At 60.5% G+C, this 18,151-nt stretch carries 20 protein-coding genes; 11 read left to right on the top strand and 9 right to left on the bottom strand.

The features are described 5' to 3' along the window. Positions 1 to 105: 105 nt before the first annotated feature. The 5 genes from DRB19_RS06360 to DRB19_RS06340 all read left to right on the top strand — a co-directional run bounded on the left by DRB19_RS06360 (position 106) and on the right by DRB19_RS06340 (position 5,720). Positions 106 to 846 (top strand): response regulator, encoded by a 741-nt coding sequence (locus tag DRB19_RS06360; RefSeq protein ID WP_114185188.1) that lies wholly within the window; start codon positions 106 to 108, stop codon positions 844 to 846. Further along, complete coding sequence (locus DRB19_RS06355) at positions 843 to 2,162, top strand: HAMP domain-containing sensor histidine kinase (RefSeq protein WP_114185187.1); 1,320 nt, start codon at positions 843 to 845, stop codon at positions 2,160 to 2,162. The genes DRB19_RS06360 and DRB19_RS06355 overlap by 4 nt, the downstream gene beginning before the upstream one ends. Before the next feature lie 252 nt (positions 2,163 to 2,414). After that, positions 2,415 to 4,184 (top strand): cytochrome c biogenesis protein DipZ, encoded by a 1,770-nt coding sequence (locus DRB19_RS06350; RefSeq protein ID WP_114185186.1) that lies wholly within the window; start codon positions 2,415 to 2,417, stop codon positions 4,182 to 4,184. A gap of 12 nt (positions 4,185 to 4,196) precedes the next feature. Beyond that, positions 4,197 to 4,934 (top strand): peptide-methionine (S)-S-oxide reductase MsrA, encoded by a 738-nt coding sequence (gene msrA / locus DRB19_RS06345; RefSeq protein WP_114185185.1) that lies wholly within the window; start codon positions 4,197 to 4,199, stop codon positions 4,932 to 4,934. A 327-nt stretch (positions 4,935 to 5,261) separates the two neighbouring features. Further along, positions 5,262 to 5,720: a DUF6130 family protein gene (locus DRB19_RS06340; protein ID WP_114185184.1), complete on the top strand. Its 459-nt coding sequence runs from the start codon at positions 5,262 to 5,264 to the stop codon at positions 5,718 to 5,720. A gap of 139 nt (positions 5,721 to 5,859) precedes the next feature. Here DRB19_RS06340 and DRB19_RS06335 read toward each other — a convergent pair whose 3' ends face one another. The 4 genes from DRB19_RS06335 to DRB19_RS06320 all read right to left on the bottom strand — a co-directional run bounded on the left by DRB19_RS06335 (position 5,860) and on the right by DRB19_RS06320 (position 8,730). After that, complete coding sequence (locus DRB19_RS06335) at positions 5,860 to 6,879, bottom strand: purine-nucleoside phosphorylase (protein WP_114185183.1); 1,020 nt, start codon at positions 6,877 to 6,879, stop codon at positions 5,860 to 5,862. Between the two features lie 236 nt (positions 6,880 to 7,115). After that, the gene (locus DRB19_RS06330) at positions 7,116 to 7,526 is read right to left on the bottom strand and encodes an SDR family NAD(P)-dependent oxidoreductase (RefSeq protein WP_162815605.1); all 411 of its coding nucleotides are present in this window, start codon (positions 7,524 to 7,526) and stop codon (positions 7,116 to 7,118) included. Between the two features lie 44 nt (positions 7,527 to 7,570). After that, on the bottom strand, positions 7,571 to 7,993 hold the full coding sequence (locus tag DRB19_RS06325) for a cupin domain-containing protein (protein WP_114185181.1): 423 nt from the start codon (positions 7,991 to 7,993) through the stop codon (positions 7,571 to 7,573). A 320-nt stretch (positions 7,994 to 8,313) separates the two neighbouring features. Beyond that, on the bottom strand, positions 8,314 to 8,730 hold the full coding sequence (locus DRB19_RS06320) for an organic hydroperoxide resistance protein (RefSeq protein ID WP_114185180.1): 417 nt from the start codon (positions 8,728 to 8,730) through the stop codon (positions 8,314 to 8,316). Positions 8,731 to 9,079: 349 nt separating this feature from the next. On the opposite strand from DRB19_RS06320, the gene DRB19_RS06315 reads away from it, so the two are divergent. Beyond that, positions 9,080 to 10,132 carry an alpha/beta fold hydrolase gene (locus tag DRB19_RS06315; protein ID WP_114185179.1) on the top strand — a complete coding sequence of 351 codons (1,053 nt, stop codon included), beginning with the start codon at positions 9,080 to 9,082 and terminating at the stop codon, positions 10,130 to 10,132. A gap of 247 nt (positions 10,133 to 10,379) precedes the next feature. Here the strand turns inward: DRB19_RS06315 and DRB19_RS06310 are convergent, their stop codons facing one another. Further along, the gene (locus DRB19_RS06310) at positions 10,380 to 10,712 is read right to left on the bottom strand and encodes a hypothetical protein (protein WP_114185178.1); all 333 of its coding nucleotides are present in this window, start codon (positions 10,710 to 10,712) and stop codon (positions 10,380 to 10,382) included. Positions 10,713 to 11,621: 909 nt separating this feature from the next. Between DRB19_RS06310 and DRB19_RS06305 the strand changes: the two genes are divergently transcribed. The 5 genes from DRB19_RS06305 (at position 11,622) to DRB19_RS06285 (ending at position 14,981) form a co-directional block, all read left to right on the top strand. Then, positions 11,622 to 11,960 carry a hypothetical protein gene (locus DRB19_RS06305; RefSeq protein WP_114185177.1) on the top strand — a complete coding sequence of 113 codons (339 nt, stop codon included), beginning with the start codon at positions 11,622 to 11,624 and terminating at the stop codon, positions 11,958 to 11,960. Positions 11,961 to 12,150: 190 nt separating this feature from the next. After that, entirely contained in the window at positions 12,151 to 12,804 is a 654-nt protein-coding gene (locus DRB19_RS06300) for a hypothetical protein (RefSeq protein ID WP_114185176.1), read from the top strand. Positions 12,805 to 13,343: 539 nt separating this feature from the next. Then, complete coding sequence (locus tag DRB19_RS06295; protein WP_245439298.1) at positions 13,344 to 13,979, top strand: transglutaminase-like cysteine peptidase; 636 nt, start codon at positions 13,344 to 13,346, stop codon at positions 13,977 to 13,979. A gap of 118 nt (positions 13,980 to 14,097) precedes the next feature. Further along, a complete protein-coding gene (locus DRB19_RS06290; protein WP_162815604.1) occupies positions 14,098 to 14,580 on the top strand; it encodes a hypothetical protein in 483 nt (160 codons plus the stop codon). A 2-nt stretch (positions 14,581 to 14,582) separates the two neighbouring features. Continuing rightward, complete coding sequence (locus tag DRB19_RS06285; protein WP_114185173.1) at positions 14,583 to 14,981, top strand: hypothetical protein; 399 nt, start codon at positions 14,583 to 14,585, stop codon at positions 14,979 to 14,981. Positions 14,982 to 15,254: 273 nt separating this feature from the next. Here DRB19_RS06285 and DRB19_RS06280 read toward each other — a convergent pair whose 3' ends face one another. The 4 genes from DRB19_RS06280 to DRB19_RS06265 all read right to left on the bottom strand — a co-directional run bounded on the left by DRB19_RS06280 (position 15,255) and on the right by DRB19_RS06265 (position 17,855). After that, positions 15,255 to 15,602 carry a hypothetical protein gene (locus tag DRB19_RS06280; RefSeq protein ID WP_114185172.1) on the bottom strand — a complete coding sequence of 116 codons (348 nt, stop codon included), beginning with the start codon at positions 15,600 to 15,602 and terminating at the stop codon, positions 15,255 to 15,257. 433 nt (positions 15,603 to 16,035) lie between these two features. Further along, the gene (locus DRB19_RS32055; protein WP_114185171.1) at positions 16,036 to 16,443 is read right to left on the bottom strand and encodes a four-helix bundle copper-binding protein; all 408 of its coding nucleotides are present in this window, start codon (positions 16,441 to 16,443) and stop codon (positions 16,036 to 16,038) included. A gap of 51 nt (positions 16,444 to 16,494) precedes the next feature. After that, the gene (locus tag DRB19_RS06270) at positions 16,495 to 17,247 is read right to left on the bottom strand and encodes an FAD-binding oxidoreductase (RefSeq protein WP_114185170.1); all 753 of its coding nucleotides are present in this window, start codon (positions 17,245 to 17,247) and stop codon (positions 16,495 to 16,497) included. Positions 17,248 to 17,249: 2 nt separating this feature from the next. Continuing rightward, positions 17,250 to 17,855, bottom strand: a complete 606-nt coding sequence (locus tag DRB19_RS06265) for a sulfite oxidase-like oxidoreductase (RefSeq protein ID WP_114185219.1) — start codon at positions 17,853 to 17,855, stop codon at positions 17,250 to 17,252. Positions 17,856 to 18,151 lie beyond the last annotated feature (296 nt).

Genomic DNA, 18,151 nt, shown 5'->3' with positions numbered 1-18,151 from the left:
CGTCACAGGGTCTGATACAGATCAATACAAATCTCTTTGAAGGCTGAGGTTTCCCGGTCCATCGAACTGCTAAAGTGCATCAGGCAGATTCTGAGGGCGATAGGTATGGAGCATGCAGACCACATCCTGATCGTGGATGACGACCGAGAGATCCGGGAGCTTGTCTCCAGCTACCTGAAGAAGAATGGACTGCGGGTGACGGTCGCGGCGGATGGACGGCAAATGCGGTCCTTTCTCGAAGCCGACCGGGTCGACCTGATCGTCCTTGATGTCATGATGCCGGGCGATGACGGGCTTGTGCTGTGCCGTGAGCTCCGGGCGGGCAAGCACAAGGCCACACCGATCCTGATGCTGACCGCCCGGAGCGACGAGACGGATAGGATCATCGGCCTCGAGATGGGAGCGGACGACTATCTGATCAAACCCTTTGCCGCGCGAGAACTGCTCGCCAGGATCAACGCAATCCTCCGCCGCACCCGCATGCTGCCGCCGAATCTTCAGGTGACTGAGGTCGGGCAACTGCTGACCTTTGGCGCATGGCAGCTCGATACCACGATGAGGCATCTCCTCGACCAGGACGGAACCGCTGTCGCGCTGAGCGGGGCCGAGTATCGCCTGCTTCGCGTCTTCTTGGACCATCCGCAACGGGTCCTCTCCCGCGATCAGCTTCTCAATCTGACCCAGGGACGCGAAGCCGAACTGTTCGACCGCTCGATCGACCTGCTCGTCAGCCGGCTGCGGCAGCGCCTGCGCGACGATGCTCGCGAGCCGGCCTATATCAAAACCGTTCGGGCTGAAGGCTATGTCCTCGCGATGCCGGTTGAGATCACCACGGTCCGGCCATGAACCGGATCGGCTGGCTTCGAGGGCTTCTTCATCCTCCGCGGACCCTGCGGTGGCGGATTTTTCTCATCCTCTTTGCCGGCTTGGCCGTGGCGCATGCCTTTTCCTTCGGTGTGTTGTTTCTGGAGCGCTACATGACTGCCAAGACGATGATGCTTGGCAATCTGGAAAAGGACGTCGGCATTTCGATTGCCCTGCTCGATCGCCTGCCTGCGAACGAACGGCAGCAATGGGTCCCGATGCTGGCACGAGAAAACTACCGCTATGAACTCGGTTCAGGTCTGCCCGGTGTTCCTGAGCTCAGCGGTCTGAATACCGAGGTTGCTGAAACCATCAACGAGGCAGCGGGACGGCGTTTTCCAGTCACGGTGGAAAGCATTCCCGGCAACCCGCAACGTCTTCAGGCGCATGTGACGCTTAGTGACGGCACTCCGGTCACGATCGATCTGAAGCCAAAGGTCATGCCTCTTGCGGTCTGGCTTCCTTACGTTCTGGTCGCACAGCTCCTGCTTCTCATCCTTTGCACCGGTCTGGCGGTGCGTCTGGCGATTAGACCCCTTCTTCAACTCGCCAATGCCGTCGAGGCTTTGGATCCCAGCCAGAAGGCAGATCGGCTGGAGGAGACCGGGCCGAAGGAGGTCGCCTATGCGGCCACGGCCTTTAATGCGATGCGGGATCGGATCGCCCATTATCTCGAAGAACGTGTGCAGATCCTTGCCGCCATTTCCCACGATCTTCAGACCCCGATTACGCGCATGAAACTGCGTGCCGAGATGGCGGAGGACAGTCCGGAGAAGGACAAGCTGACCAGCGATCTTGCGGAAATCGAGAGGCTTGTACGGGAAGGCGTGACCTATGCCAGAACCGCTCACGGCAATTCCGAGAAGCCAGCCCGTATCGATATTGGTTCTTTCGTCGAAAGCATCGTCTTTGATTATCAGGACACCGGAAAGGCCGTGACGTCTCAGGAGACGACCGACACCGTGGTGGTGACACGGCCCCATGCACTCCGGCGCATCGTGACGAACCTCATCGACAACGCGCTCAAATTCGCCGGGGAAGCGGAAGTCAACGTCCGGAGAACCCCTGAGGGGCGGACCTGCATCACCGTGCTCGATCACGGGCCCGGCATTCCGGAGGGCCAGCTCGAGGCTGTCCTGCAGCCCTTCTATCGGCTCGAACAGTCCCGCAACCGCAATACGGGCGGAACCGGCCTCGGATTGGCCATAGCACACCAGCTGGCCTTGGCCATTGGTGGCTCGCTTCATCTCAGGAACAGGTCTGAAGGGGGGCTCGTTGCCGAGATCGTTATCGGGTGACGCCACCTGCGCGTGGTGTGTTCGCCGGCACAGCACGCGAGCGCGGAGCTCTGGGCATTTTGTATTGATCGATCATGTCGACTGGCCGGCACCCATATTTGCCCGGCTTGCGGATGAGGTGCTCCTCCTACACTCTGTTACAATTCTGCCCTTCCAGGAAACATGCGGGATACTTCGCGCTGATCAACTCTGAAGCGAGCTCAACACCGGCCAAACCTCATCCTGCATTGGCCGCGTCTCAGAGGACCAGCCATGACCCTGTTCGTCGCTTCTTATCTGGCGGGGGTGCTGACCATCGTCAGCCCCTGTATTCTGCCCATCCTACCGTTTGTCTTTTCCCGGGCCGGCCAGCCCTTCGCCCGCAGCGTTTTGCCGATGCTGGTCGGCATGGCGGCCACCTTCGCCGCGGTCGCGACGCTCGCTGCCGTGGGCGGAAGTTGGGCAGTGCACGCGAACGAGATCGGACGCTTTGCTGCCATCGCCCTGCTGGCGGTGTTTGGCATCACCCTGATCTCGTCCCGCGCTGCAGCCGTCCTGACCCGCCCGATCGTTGCCCTCGGTGATCGGCTCTCTGGTACAGGAGCTTCAGACAAGCCGAGCGTCGGCGGATCACTGCTGCTCGGTGCGGCGACGGGCCTGCTGTGGGCCCCCTGCGCTGGACCGGTTCTGGGCTTGGTCCTGACAGGAGCCGCTCTCCAGGGAGCCAATCCGCAGACATCGTTGCTGTTGGGGACCTATGCCGCCGGCGCGGCAACATCCTTGGCCCTAGCCGTCCTAGCAGGAGGACGGGTATTCGCAGCGATGAAGCGCTCGCTCGGTGTTGGGCACCGCATCCGCCAGGGCTTGGGCGCCGCAGTTCTCGCGGGCGTTGCGGCCATCACCCTCGGCCTCGACACCGGCCTTTTGACGCGCCTGTCCTATGCGAGCACAGCCGGGATCGAACAGACCTTGCTGGATCGGGTTCATGAGAACTCCGAGGCAGCCTCGACAGGCTCCACCGGGCCGAGCATGCGGCTGGCCGCAAACGATGCTCGCCAAAGCTACCGCAGCAGCCTGCCGATCGAGGGCACGTTTCCATCCCTCGATGGTGCCGTGCAGTGGCTGAATTCCGAGCCGCTGACGGCTGAACAGCTACGCGGAAAGGTCGTTCTCGTCGACTTCTGGACGTACTCCTGCATCAACTGCATTCGCACGGTCCCCTACGTGCGGGCCTGGGCCGAGAAATACAAGGATCAGGGCCTGGTCGTGATCGGCGTACATGCTCCGGAGTTCGCGTTCGAAAAGAAGATCGACAATGTAAAGCGCGCGATCCAGAACTTCGGGATCTCTTATCCGGTGGCGGTCGACAACGACTTCAAGATCTGGCGCGCGTTCGGGAACAGCTACTGGCCCGCTCACTACTTCATCGATGCAGAGGGGCAGATCAGGCATCATCACTTTGGTGAAGGTGATTACGAGGGGTCAGAGCAGGTCATTCAGGAGCTGCTGGCTGAAGCAAAAGGTGGCCGGAGAACCGCCGTCGGCTTCGTGGCCCCGGACGCGCAGGGTGCTGAAGCCGCCCCGGATCTTGCCCGAGCGAGATCCGGTGAGACCTATGTCGGCTACCAGCGAGCCTCCAGCTTTGCCTCGCCTGAGGCGATGGGAGCCGATGAGGCACGCGCCTACACGGTGGGCCGGTTGCGGCTCAACCAGTGGGGTCTCGCTGGGAACTGGACGGTTGGAGCCGAGCAAGCTCAGCTCAACCAGGCCGGAGGGGCAATCTCCTACAGGTTCCGGGCGAGGGACTTGCATCTTGTTCTCGGCCCTGGCCCGAGGGGCAAACCGGTGCGGTTCCAGGTAACCGTCGACGGCAAGGCTCCCAGTACGAACCGGGGCGCCGACGTCGACGCGGCCGGCAATGGCTCCGTTTCGGGAACCCGGCTCTACCAGCTAATCCGACAAGAGGGTGACGTGCAGGAACGGACGTTCGAGATCCGCTTCTTGGATGCCGGCGTCGAGGCCTATGTGTTCACGTTCGGCTAAGGAGTAAACGTCATGCTTACTGACGATCGGCATCCTATTAGATCTCGCCGGAAATCGAGCAAAGCGATTGTTTTTGGCGCAATGCTCGGACTTCTCGGCTTTGCCATCATCGGCCAAGTACCTTCGGCCGCGGAGGCTCCGCGGCTGGTGCCAGCTGCCCTGGTCGACGTCCCCAACGAGGACGGCTTGCAGACAGCCGTTCTCGCCGGAGGCTGCTTCTGGGGCATTCAGGGCGTGTTTCAGCATGTCGAAGGCGTTGTCAGCGCGACGTCCGGATATGCTGGAGGCAGTGCAGAGACTGCCACCTACGAGCAGACGGAAACCGGCCTGACAGGCCACGCCGAAGCGGTTCGTATCGTGTTCGATCCTCAGAAGATCAGCTACGGGACGCTGCTTCGCATCTTCTTCTCGGCGGCCCATGATCCGACGCAACTCGATCGCCAGGGACCCGACATTGGTCCGCAGTATCGCTCTGCGATCTTTCCTGTCAACGAGCAGCAGGCGAAAGTCGCAAACCGTTACATCCAACAACTGGACGAAGCCAAAGCGTTCAACTCAGCGATCGCGACGACAGTTGAACTCGGGAGGCCCTTCTACGAGGCAGAGGGCTACCACCAGGACTACATGTACAACAATCCCGGGCAGCCGTACATCGCCGTCCTTGAGCGGCCGAAGATCGAAGCCCTGAGGCGTTTCTTCCCCACCATCTACCGGGCCCAACCCGTTCTAGTTGCCAAAACAGCAGGCTGAGCTGGATGCGCTTGAGGGATTGACGATCATGGCCTCCTCCCCGCCATAGGCATGGGACATGCATGATATTCCGGAGAGCGTCGCTGCATCTTGGTGCGGCGCCGTCTGCCGTGTGAATGCGGACGGCCTCTCGTCTACATGGCGATACAGTTTGCGAGCATCCGAACACATTCGGGATACGAAGCGGGGTTAGGATCAACCTGACAATCCGAGGGCAACTGTGAGCCGCGGCTATTCAGTTCCCTCCGATTGTGTCGATGGGCATTTCCATCATCGGCTGGTCCATGAGGGTTTAGGCGCCCTATCTGATCTAAAGGAGACAATGCGATGACCATGCTCATCAAGATGCTCGCCGCAGCTGCGGCGGCCACTGTGCTCACCACGGGCGCCCTCGCCCAGGGCGCAAACCAACCCGGCAATCCCCCTGTGTTCTTCCCCATCGAGAACGAGCCCGCCCCCAAGCTGATCGTGGACGCTCCACTTCCCGGACCGCTGGCCCGAGGCGCCGTCCTGATCCCGTACCGGACGGAGAACTTCCGCATTCTGCCGTTGTTCGGGGAAGTTGCCAGCCGGGTCTCTCCACGGGTCGGGCATTTGCACGTCACCGTCGACGATGCGCCCTGGCGATGGGCAGACACGGGTGGTGGGACCAATACCATCGTCGTGGTCGGGCTGCCGCCGGGCGAGCATAAGGTGAAGCTCGAGCTGGCCAGCCCCGAGCACCAGGTCTTCACCGGACAGACGGTGACGTTCACCGTGCCCGAGACCGGATCTCACAAGCACTGAAGGCTGCGAACACGCTGCACGAACGCCTTGGTGTCAGGGCCTCCGAGGAGACTCTCACACCAAGAGAGCATTCCTGCTTCCCCCTTCGCGTCCTGGCCTTCTTGGCCAGCCGACGAGGGCAGGCTCCGAGGCTTATGCCCTATTGCCGGGGCAGTGGCGGAACCCCATTCTTCCACTCCGACCAGTGGGATATGATGTGATCCACCATCCGGCTGCCGACAGCTGCGATGTTGTCGACTGTCTCAGCAAACCCGCCTGCCGTCTGCCCCGGGGCGGGGTCGAGATGTTGGAGGGTGGTCTCGTTGGGATTGCCCTGGTCGAAGTTCACCGCGCCACGTAGGCTCATAAGCCTTTGGTGTCCCAGCGTGCGCTGAACCACTTGGGCTATCCCAGCCACCTCCATCTCGGTGATGATGTAGTCGTCGGCCCCGTAGAGCTTAGCGATGTACTGTGCTTGAGCTGACATTCCCGGACCATGGAAGAAAGTGTCCCCAGTCATGTGGGTGCCGGTTTTCACCGCCGGTGCACGCCGGGCGGACTCCTGCGGGTAGCGCATGCGATAGGACCGCGCCGACTCCGAGTCCTTCAGGTTGGCCTTACCCGTCAGTTGCATCGCCCAGCCGACGAGATCGGGATTGAGCTGGAACAGCCGGACCTTCTCATAACCTTTTCGCGGCATGAAGGTTGGGGCGCCCGGCTCCCCCTCCTCCGGCGCCCAGCGATGGCCGAGATCATAGTCGACCAGCCAGGTGGCCCAGCTGACGTCGGCGATAGTCCCGCGCTCGGGCGGCGTGCCGGCAACCCCGCTGACGATGAAGTAGGCATCCGACATGTCGAACTGCGGGTTCAGGATGATCGCCTGCACCGATGCGGATGAGGCAACCTTGCCCATGCCGAAGACGGATCCACAGACGCCATCGTCGTTGCAGTACACCGGGTTGGGGGCACCCTTGACGGTGATTGGCTTGCTCTGGCTGAAGTAGCGCTCGTACCAGTGCTGGAACTCGCCGGCCCGGTCGCCGGTGTTCTGGCCGATCTCAAACATCGAACCGATGAAGACCTTTACTTTCACGGGATCGTCGGCAGAGGCCGGCGATGCGGCGGCAAGTGCGAGTGAAAGGGCAGCCGCGGCAAGGTGGGCGGGCTTGCGAAATGACATCAGGAAACTCCCTGCACGTGAGCCTCACGGGTAAGCACCTCCCCAGCCCGAGGCCAAGACTGAAGGCGCCCATTTCACCAATTGTTGAACAGGCGATGGTGGCGAGTCTTCAAGCAGTTTTCCCTACCCTCGCCCAATACGAATACCATACGTGCCGACTGGCCCCTCCATTGTGAGAGCACTCAGACGCGGACTAGCCAACCACTTATCGAGGATCCGGGCGGGCACCGCCGCGGTCAGGTCGTAGTAAGGTCAGAGAAATTCAAATCGATCTGTCGGCCGGTGGCTTTCTCGTCACCCTTCCCTACCGCTGGGATGTAGCCAACACCAGCAGTGTTCACGAGGACATCCACAGAACCGAACCGTTTCTTGGCTTCCTGAATGATGCAAGCAATGTCGTCCGGCTTTGTGCTATCGAGAGCCGCGACGATTGCCGTATGTGGAAAGGGATCTGCCAGATCCTGCACCGCCGCCGTGTTGAGGGCGGCGAGGACCACCCGATGACCCTGTCGGAGAACAGCTTTGGCCAGGGTTAAGCCGAGACCACTGGAACTCTCGGCAATGACCCACACCGGACCATTTCGCTTCTTCGTCGCAGAAGGAATGCCGCTGGCATCACCGATCCGTAACCAAATTGGAACACCCATGATTGTCTCCTCTGCAAAGCCACGACCCGTGGAGGCCGCATCGCTCATTTGAATGTTACGAGTGGCTTTTCTTTCTCGACCAGATACGTGGCGAGCTCCGACGCCTTACCCGGGCCGACGTTCCTGACCCAGTGGGCCGTTCCTGCCGGGATGAACAGGGCCTCACCAGCCTTGAGCGTAATCGGAGGCCTGCCCTCAAGGTTGTATTCCAGCGTCCCTTCGAGGATGTAGGCGACCTCTTCGCCTGGATGCGTGTGAGCGGCGGCCGTCACTCCCGGGGGGAAATCGACGCGCGTCTGGATGACCTCTCGTCCGGGTTGGCTGAGGTCGTTCTTCAGGACATCGGTGCGACCAATGCCTGAGGACTGCATGACTTGATTAGTCGGCTGCTGCGCGTGCGCCGATGGCAACGACAATCCGCTGCCGACGATCAGCATCGCTGCTGCAATAAGTCGAGGCGTTTTCATAGGGAGGTCCTTTCGTCTTAAGGATGTGAAGATGAGTCAACGACTAGTTCTCGAACGCAATTTTCAGGAGGTGTTCGCCGCCTCAAAAGTACCTTAGAAAGTAAACGGTGGTCAGAGGAGATTAATTGGCGAACAGAGCAACTATTGCGGGCAATTCCCGCGGGTCGCTATCCCAGGCACAAGGCGCCGCGGCGATTGCAAGCGCGGCTATGGCCGCTATGAAGATACGCATTGAGCATCCCCTATTCTGTGGCTCGTCCTCGGCGGATGAGGGGCCGCCCTCGGCATCAGCCTTCGGCGGTTCCAAGAGGCGGCGTCCCTTAGGCGAGCGCGATCGTAACGTCGATGTTCCCACGTGTGGCCTTGGAGTAAGGGCACGTCTGGTGGGCTTCGTCGACTAGCGCTCGAGCAGTTGCGGCATCGATGCCCGGCAGGCTCACGTTGAGACGGGCCTGGAGGAAATAGGCGTCGCCAGTGTGTCCAACGTCGACCTCCGCATCGACCGCGTGGTCCTCGGGAAGAGCAATCTTCCTTTTGCTAGCTGCGATGCCAATCGCGCTGAGAAAGCAGGCCGACCACCCGGCTGCAAAGAGTTGCTCCGGATTGGTGCCGCTCCCTGTGCTCCCGAAGTGGGACAGCTTGATATCAAGACGACCGTCGTCGCTTCGGGACGCACCATCGCGGCCACCGGACGTGCGGGTCTTGCCCGTATAGAGGATCTTTTCGATGTTCGGCATGGTAGAGTATCCCTTGTTGAGGCTGACCACTCTGTCGACCAGCAGAGCCCTGGGATGCCCTAGCCGAGTATCCGACATGTTTTCAGATCGTGGAGAAGTGTAAGCCAAAGCCGTTTTCTGGATGCCTGATACAATATCGTACAAAACGTCCGGCTCGCGAAGGCAACACTGAAGCCCGTCGGTCTTAGCCATGTTCCGGCGAGCAGAGTCGCAACGGTCATATCTGTATAGCAGTGTGTCTCCCCGGCTCGTTCCTACACAGCCTTTCGAAATTGTCCCCGCGGGAACACATTGGAGATACATGAATGTCGGATCCTGCAACTGTGACTATTCGGTGAGGGAAAAATCGATGACAGAGGATATCAATCATCTCCGACGGCGCTTGGTGGGTGCGGCCGCACTGTCCGTAGCGGCGACCCAACTCCGGGTGATGGGTGCTGCACAGGCCCAATTGGGCAACCAGGCGCCGTCGCGCCTTCCGGCGGTCTCACCGGGCACCCATACATCATTTGCCTTGCTCAAGCAGGTCAACGCAGGCCCCCTGAATGTTGGCTATGCCGAGGCTGGTCCCGCTGATGGCAAACCGATTATCCTCCTGCACGGCTGGCCCTATGACATCCATACCTATGTGGATGTGGCACCGCTGCTCGCCCAAGCCGGCTATCGGGTGATCGTGCCCTATCTGCGTGGGTACGGGACAACCCGATTCCTGTCGGACGATACACCCCGGAACGGCCAGCAGTCGGCGATCGCTGCCGATGTCATCGCTCTGATGGATGCTCTCAGGATCGAGAAAGCCGTCATCGCCGGCTGCGACTGGGGCGCCCGGACCGCCAACATCCTGGCTGCGCTCTGGCCGGAACGCGTCAAGGCCATGGTCTCCGTGAGCGGGTACCTGATCGGCAGCCAAGAGCTCAACAAGATGCCGCTCCCGCCCAAGGCGGAGCTGCAGTGGTGGTATCAGTACTACTTCGCGACGGAACGCGGTCGCGTCGGGTACGAGAAATACCGCCGCGATTTCGCCAGGCTGATCTGGGAGCTCGCCTCGCCGAAGTGGAAGTTCGATGATGCCACCTTCAATCGCAGCGCCGCGGCCTTCGACAACCCGGATCACGTCGCGATCGCGGTCCACAATTACCGCTGGCGGCTCGGACTGGCGGAAGGCGAGGCCAAATACGATGATCTCGAGACGCGGCTCGCCGCGTTCCCGGTGATTGGTGTCCCGACGATCACTCTGGAAGGCGATGCCAATGGCGCACCCCACCCGGACCCGGCCGCTTATGCCAAGAAGTTCTCGGGCAAGTATGAGCATAGGCTGATCACCGGCGGGATCGGCCACAACCTGCCGCAAGAGGCGCCGCAAGCCTTCGCTCAAGCCGTGGTGGATGTCGATCGCGCCTGACACGCGGACCGCAGCTCCAATACTCCTGCAGCCGGACACGCCGGTGCCTAGGTGACTCTGCTCGTCTCTTCCGAAGGGATGGGCACCGGCGCACCAACTCAAAGATCATGTAGCACGGTCTAATGAAATTCTGATTCCCTCGTTTCTGATCCCCAGGCTATCGACTGAGTTGGCGGAAGGCTTAGTTGGCCTAGGGGATCCGGGAGCGGTATCTTGCAACAGGGCCGCAGATCCTTTACCGCCCGCCTCAGGAGGCCCCTTGCATCAAGGTATTGTCATTGCCACCGAGTGCAATGCTTCTTCCTATCTTAGCGTCAGCGATAGCGGCAAGAACACTATCCGGTGAACCCGCTCGTACATTGCGCACCAGAATGCTCAACTCCGCCAATACGGCTGCTGGGTAAATTTTTTTGTCGGTCTTGAGCACTCGGTTCATACCATCGTTAGGCGTCAGATGGACCTCGACGGCTGGGGAAGAGAGTGCATCCACGTGTGTGACCGACGACGGGTCAGCGCCGGCAATTGATATGGAGGCAGTGTCTAGGAGGCGGCTGCGGCAATGATTGGTCTGGTCGGACATTTGACTCTCCGTTAGGTTAAGCCCTGCAAGAAATAATCATCCTAAGTATCTCCATTGTGTCCGAAACCGCTGCCATTGCATGCTGATGTAGCTTTCAAGCTCCGAGATACAGTACCGGTCCCCTGTGTCTGTGCGTCCGATCGCGACGGGAGGGTGCTTTCGTGAAAGCAGTTCCGAGCCGTCGAGACTACGGCCGCCGCCACGCCCCGACCGCATGTACGTCGAGTGCACATCGCGGTTGGAACAAAAAGCCGTAGGGGCAGACCACAAAGCCAGCCGCTTTTGTGCGCGATAGCACGGCCCTGTACGGGTGCTCCTGCTGTACAGGGACGTGGTTCATTTGAGGCGGACGGTATATCCCGCGAATGTCAGATGGTTTTTGAGCAAAAGCAGGGCCGAATTCCCGATCTAGCAATCGAGAACTAGAACCGTCTCAGCAACCTTCGCGAGCAAATGCGGGAGAAGCGGCCATATTCCTACATGACAATACAGTTCCACGGAATCTGGACACACCCGGGATACGATCAAGCATCAGGCTCGCGCGGAGAAATAGAGGATGGAAGATGCTTATACCAGTTCGGGCGACGCGAGATCTGAGTAGCCCCTTAGCTGGGGAAGACCTCTCCCAACGGCTGTGAGCCAAACAAGGGGCGGGCAATCTCCGATGCACGAAGCAACGGCGACACGATCGAATTACTAACAGGTCGGATCTTAGCTGGTCCCCGTTTTGGTTGGAGGCCTTCCCCACGCTGCATCCGTCCCCCTTCGGCGGATCTTCATGTGGTCTGAGCAACACCGACCCAGTCTTCCGCAGAGGGTACGGTGACGACCTAAACAGGACGATCCAACCTACCGGGCCGCTGGGCGATCTCATGGCTCAAGTCTCTCGAGGCGGACTGGCGCCACGCCATGCTCGCTGGACTTGTCGCCTGCCTGTTCTTCGCCTACCAGCCGGTCCACGCCGACGAATTCGACATACTAACAGTCTATAGCGAGGCGAGGCCTCTCAATGAGGAATGGCAGGTGTGCGCCGCCTCCTTCGTCAGACGTCGGCTCCGATCAGCAGAGACGCCGGATATGCTGGCCAACGAAGCCTTCGACCGACGCCATGCAACGGAGGACAGGCTGAGGCGCTTTCTGGTCGCGGAGGTCGGGCGGGAGAGCGCGGATGGTGTGATGGCCCTCCTGCGGGATAAATATCGATCCGGCTTAGCCGCGGCCAGCAGAGAGCTTCGAACGCCCGGTTAACAGGCTCCTGCTAGTCAGGCAAAGGTTGGATCTTCCATCGTTTGCGATGTCGATTAAGGACGAACGGCTGCCAGATCTAACCGGGAGACACGAAGCATGCACTGCCAACACGTAACATCAATCGTCGAGCACCAGATTGTTTGTGCTCCGAACAAACTGGCTTTCAGGAAGCGGATTCGAGGACAGTATCATGCTCTTGGTTGGTTCCATTCTGACGGGCATCGCACGACTTAAACGTCACCACGGTGTGACAGGCGTGGTGTCGTGGTTGCTGCATCGCCAAAGTTCTCAAGTGGCCGGCGGCAACATTCCCCTACGTGCAAAGAGATTTCTGACGCTCGACATCACGATCCCGAACTCGGGCGAGACCCTGTCCCTGGGATTGTATCTGATGCCGCATCCCTCCTTTTCGCATGACACATGGGTCTATGGTGCAACAGTCATTGATCAGACCTCCACCGCCTATTCCGCCCGGTTTATCACGGACGGTGGCCAGTGCCTGATCGTCTTTGTCGGCGACACAAGAGACCCCGGCCTGGAATTCCAGATGAAGCCCTGGTCCCGCAGGATCGCGATAACCGGTATGCTTCCTGACGCAGTCGCATTCTCCGACGACAATGCTGCCGCGATCTCTTCCTGCGTTCAGCAGTACTATGCCGCGGCGCGATCTATCATCCGTGCGGAGCACCCGACATCTCGATCCGACATCAACCGGATCCGCCGGCGCCTCGCCAAGCTCCTTCATCCCGACCTGGGCTCGGCTATGGAGGTCGCCTGTCGCGCCCGCGCCATGGCGATGATGAACGCGGAACTGGACGAGTTGGGCTCCTGGGTCGCAGCCTGAGGGTTGCAGGAAGAGCAGAGCAATTGGCCGAGCCTCGCGCTGTTGATGCCAGTCCTGCGGCAATCAACAATCGGCCGCACGCACTCGGAGGCCTGCAGACCGTCATCGCCGGTTCAGGCACAGGCGGCCGCAACAGCCCACGTTAGGGCACTTCTCTCCGATCGAACCCCGCGCGAGCGTGGGCGAGGACGCGCGCTCCCGTGAATCAGGCCAAACACACAATGTTTGGCGGGCCGCACCTGCGACTCGGCCGTAACGATACTCACCCGTGTTATCTTGAGTACGCCTTTATCCGAAGCTTATTGGTGCGACAACCGCGATCCCGGCCGCAGATATGCAAGGAGATCCTCTTGTTTTTGCCGTCGCCTGCGGCTTGTTAAAAGCTACAGATCGGTCTACTTCTATCTCAATACGATACAGATAGGTATCGTATTGATGATCGGTGAGCCCGGCCATCATCCGCCACGGAGGCTCACATGCCTTGGACAACCAAACGTAGACACGAGTGTTACTCTGTTTGGCCAACTGACCTCATGCCCATGAGAAGCCGCGCGAGGCTTCTGATCACAATCCTGATCGCCGTCCTTTCGGTTCTCTCGGCCATTCATGCGCCTCGTGTTCAAGCAAGTGAGACCCGTCAGTTCGATACAGCATGGATCCCGGTCGCGGACGGGAATGCTCAGCCGACCGCCGCGTGGAGTGAGTTCTGCGAGCGGAGCCCGGGCGAGTGCGCGATCAACCCAGCCGAGCCTGCCACGATCAAGCTCGATGAGAGTGTGTGGAATGCGATCGTGGCGATCAACAAGCACGTCAACGCTGCCGTGGCGCCGCAGGAAGACATCGCCCACTGGGGCGTGATCGACCGCTGGGACTACCCGGACGACGGGTATGGCGACTGTGAAGACTATCAGATCCTCAAGCGCCGCCTGCTGGTCGAAGCTGGATTGCCGCGGCGGGCCCTGCGCATGGTCGTGGTGCTGGACGAGCTCGGCGCAGGCCATGCCGTGATGGCTGTCCGGACCGATCAAGGCGACTTCATCCTCGACAACAAGCGCGATGCCGTCCTGCCGTGGCACCAGACTGGCTACGTCTACATCAAGAGCGAGGGTGACCGGACTCACGCTTGGATCTGGCTGAGAAACCAGGCCACCGTAACGTCAGCGATCAGCCGGTAATCGGATGCCAAGAGCGACAGACGATCCACTGAATTCTGCAACAGAAGCGTCCGGCGCTTTCGACACCGTTAGGTCGAGCGTGGAGCTATCCCAGACGTCACGAGCGACAGAGGCTCATGTGTCACGATCACTTGAAGGAACCCACGAGCGCATCCTCATCGTGGACACCAACCCGGCCTTCCGAGAGAGCCTCGCGCAGCACCTGCGGGCGAGCGACTTTGAGGTGGTCACGGCTGCCACCGGCGAGGAGGCGTTCTACCTTCTCCGCGACTGGCATCACCCCATTGGCTGGCTTTACGTTTCGGCCGACCTGCCGGGCCTGATCGACGGATGGATCCTGGCGGACGAATACCATGACAGCCATCCCGACCGTGCCGCGGTGATTGCCGCGGCCCGCGAGCGTGTCTCCGCCCAAGCCCATGTGGTCCTGAGCGAGCCATCCCTGGCAGCAGTCTTGGATGCTCTCCAAACCGTCGCCTCTGCAAGTGCGGTGGCGCCTCGCCCGGCGGCCCCGGCCCCGATCTACAACGCCTCGCTGCTTAACCGGGATCTTCGTCCCGGTCCTGCAGGAAGGCACTCATCCCACAATGGAAGGTTTTAACGATGTCCAGCAATGCAGCCTTGAGATTCGCCGACAGACCCGCAGAGCAAGCGTGTGTCGACTACCCTCTCGTGTCCGATCTCTGCGCCGACGAGATCGAACAGCGCATCATCCGGTCCTATGTCGGGCTGGTGTACCAGGCGGTGGACACGGCCAACCGGCGATCCGTTGTCGTGATGCGGCTCGGGCCACTTGAAGTTCACCTGACCGAAATACATCCGGAAGACACCACTCCTGGCGTACCGCCCTTCTGGATCGAGGTGTTCGACTGGCCGCAGCAGGCATCCATCGACAGCGTCGGATGCTACGAGTTCGACGAGGACGAACTGGTTGCTGCTGTCGAGATGATCGTGAGCACCGCGCAGGACACCCGGCGTCGGAAGAATCTGCCCCCACACTGACCACTAACCTGGATGGCACGGCTGAAATGTCGTGCCCCAAAGCGGGGTTGAGCCATGGACAGCAACAATGACCAAGGATCTTTCTGGGCGTCCGTCACTGCAGTGCTCACACTGACGCTGGTGATTGGCACACTTTATCTTCCCCTGTTCCTATAAGCCAGACGGATGCCGCTTCTGGTGAGCCGATGAAATCGTTGATCTCAGTGGCGGCGATCCAATTGCAAGAAGCGGCAGCACTTGCTTGAGCCAGAGATCAGTCATGCCCTGTTGGGCTCAGTTCGGGGTCGCGGGCCAGGGCTCATTCCGATGGGAGACCTTGCTGGAGATCCGGGCGGCAGCTTCGGTGCTGAAGCCGACCTCGATCAGGTCCCCCTCCAGTTCATCCAGGGTGTCAGGCTCCAGGGTAATCAGAGCACTGGCCGGATCGTCGGTTGCCACACTTGCCTGCCGGCTCGCAGCCATCCCGGGCTCATCATCGCAGTCGCGCAGGCACGTGATCGTGACGCGGAGGCCGGGTTGTCCATCCTGACCGATATCCGGCGGATCGTTGGGCCTGCGAACCTCGACCACGACCAGGTGCCCATCGAACTCGTCGTTGATGACAGTGTCCCATTTGCCCATGGTTCCTCCAGGCATTACCGCATGACCAGGTCCAGTCAAACACGAGATGAAGGCAGCAAAACGGTAGAGCGACATCATCTCGTTGCCAACAAAGCTGCCTCGTGGGAAAGAGGCGGCGGACCTGTGGAGCCGCCGCCAAGTTTCGGAAGGATGTACACTGAACCCACGAGGGATTGGGCGGTGTACAACGCGGGATCTTAGCGAAGTCCCCAGCCCTTTCCTGCAGGACCATGGCCTGAAGACTCAGATTGTCGCAACTTCGGGCGAAATCCGCAATCCGGACCTGAAGCAACTGCAGGAAGGCCGGAGATGTAAGCCGACCTGCGGCCACTCTCAGGCGCGGTGTCACCGTAGCGCAACCAAGGCTGGTCTCGATCGAGGCACCGGCTTGACGACAGCCGGTTGCCTGCCAAGGGCGACGAGCCTTCGTCTTTCACATCAAGGATGCGCCATGAAGCAGTGCCCGGCACGCCTGCTCGCAGCTGCGGCACGCCTCGGCACAGACACGGCAGTATTCATGCCTCGCGGCACGGTCCTCACATTCCTCCGCACAAACCCGGCAGGCCTCAGCGCAGGCCATCAGCTGCGCCTCCACCAGCATCGGGCTCGGGCGTGTCAGACGTGCGACGATACGGGCCGTGGCAAGGCAGACGTCCGAGCAGTCGAGGCAGGTTCGAATGCAGCAGACGAGGTCAGCCACGTGAGCCTCGCCCAGGCATGCATCGGAACAGCTGGCGCACAGGCTACAGCACTCATAGCACGCTGTCGTGCACGCCTCGATCAGGGACGGGTTGGGAGGCCGCTGAGGGTGAGTTGAGAAGACTGCACCTATTCTTTCCATGACCGCCTCCAAAAACGAACATTTCAGTGCCTAAGGCTGCCGCCGGCACGGCTAACCGCCAAACCGCTCGGTTCGGATGGTCCTCGGGTCCAACCCAATATCCAGGAGATGACCGGTGACGGCTTCAACGAAAGCGTTCGAGCCGCACGCGAAGGTCAGTCGCGGCGCGGTGCCCAGCCTTGCCAGGGTCATGTTGAGCAGGGATGCATCGATCCTGCGACCAAAATCCTGCGGACGACGCGCGGTGTCCCTGGACAGGCTCAACAGAAGCGTGAAGTTGGCCTCAGTTGCATCCCGTGCGATCAATTCCTCACGGAAAATCACGTCATCCCAGGTTCGGGCGGCGTGAAGAAGTACGACAGTGACGTCACGGCCAACTGCCGCGCGATGGCGCACGATCGACATCAGCGGTGCAACCCCGGACCCGCCCCCAATGAGCAGGAGAGGTCCGCCGTCCTCAGGACCCCACGCGAAGTGACCACCGATCGGGCCGCGGATCTTGATTGCGTCGCCGACCTCGGCCACATCATGGAAGAAGGGCGAGACCTCGCCGTCATCAAGGCGCTCGACGACGAGTTCGTAGAGCCCCTTAAATCCGGGGGCAGACGCAACCGAGTAGCTTCGCTGGGTCTGGTAGCCATCCGGTGTGGTGAGCCGGAGATCGAGGTGCTGGCCCGCCCGGAAGGAGCGCCAGGTCTGGGGACGAAGGAGAAAACTCTTCACCCCCTCTGTTTGACGCTCGATCCGTTCGATCACAGCCTCCTGCCATTGTACGTGACCTGCCTGTAGGGTCGCGTCTGTCATGGTCAGTCGCCCCTGTAGCGCTGCTCGCGCCAGGGATCACCGTAGATGTGATAGCCCCGCAGCTCCCAGAAACCGGCCTCATCGCGTTCGAGAAATTGAAGCGCATTGATCCACTTCGCCGATTTCCAGAAGTAGAGATGCGGCACGAGGAGCCTTGCCGGCCCGCCGTGCTCGGGCGTCAGAGGCTTGCCTTCGTAGTGCGTGGCGACCATGGCCTTGCCGCCGATGAGGTCGGCCGTGGGCACATTTGTCGAGTAGCCGTCAAAGGAATGGGCCAGCGTGTAGTCGGGTGGTAACGCAAGCCCGGCTTCGGCAAGAATATCGTCGATCAGGACACCTCTCCACGGCGTGTTCAGTTTCGACCACTTGGTCACGCAGTGGATGTCACGAGTCATCTTGGTCTGCGGCAGGGCAGTAAACTCCTCCCAGGTCCAGCGCATCATCGGGCGTGGACCGATCTTGAGGGTGAACGACCAGTCACCCAGCGAAACTCGCGGCGTCGGACCGGCTGAGAGGACGGGGAAGCCCTCGGTGCGGGATTGTCCAGGCGGGATACGATCCGCGTAATCTGCGGGTGACGTCTTCCTGGTGAAACCACGTGTCGCCATGTTCATATTCCTGGATGACGATGTTCCGTTTAGCGACGAACAAAAACTGGTAATGGAGTAGAGCCGCCTCATCTCGCCACAAGGTTTCCTCTGGAAAGGGACGGCGGTCCTACAGGATCGCCGCCAGGTTGAGGAAGAAGTACACCAAAGACCCCAGAGGAAATGAGCCGTGTACAGGCAAAGAGGTTAGCGGAGTATCGAGCCTTGTCTCGCAGGAACGTGCTGAGAGAGCTCTGATTGCCGCAATTCTGGGCGAAGACACGCAATCCAGAGCTGAATCAGGTCTGCGCAGGGGC

The sequence above is a fragment of the Microvirga aerophila genome (genome assembly GCF_003332305.1).
Lineage (GTDB): Bacteria > Pseudomonadota > Alphaproteobacteria > Rhizobiales > Beijerinckiaceae > Microvirga > Microvirga aerophila.
This window is presented reverse-complemented; position numbering and strand designations above follow the sequence as displayed.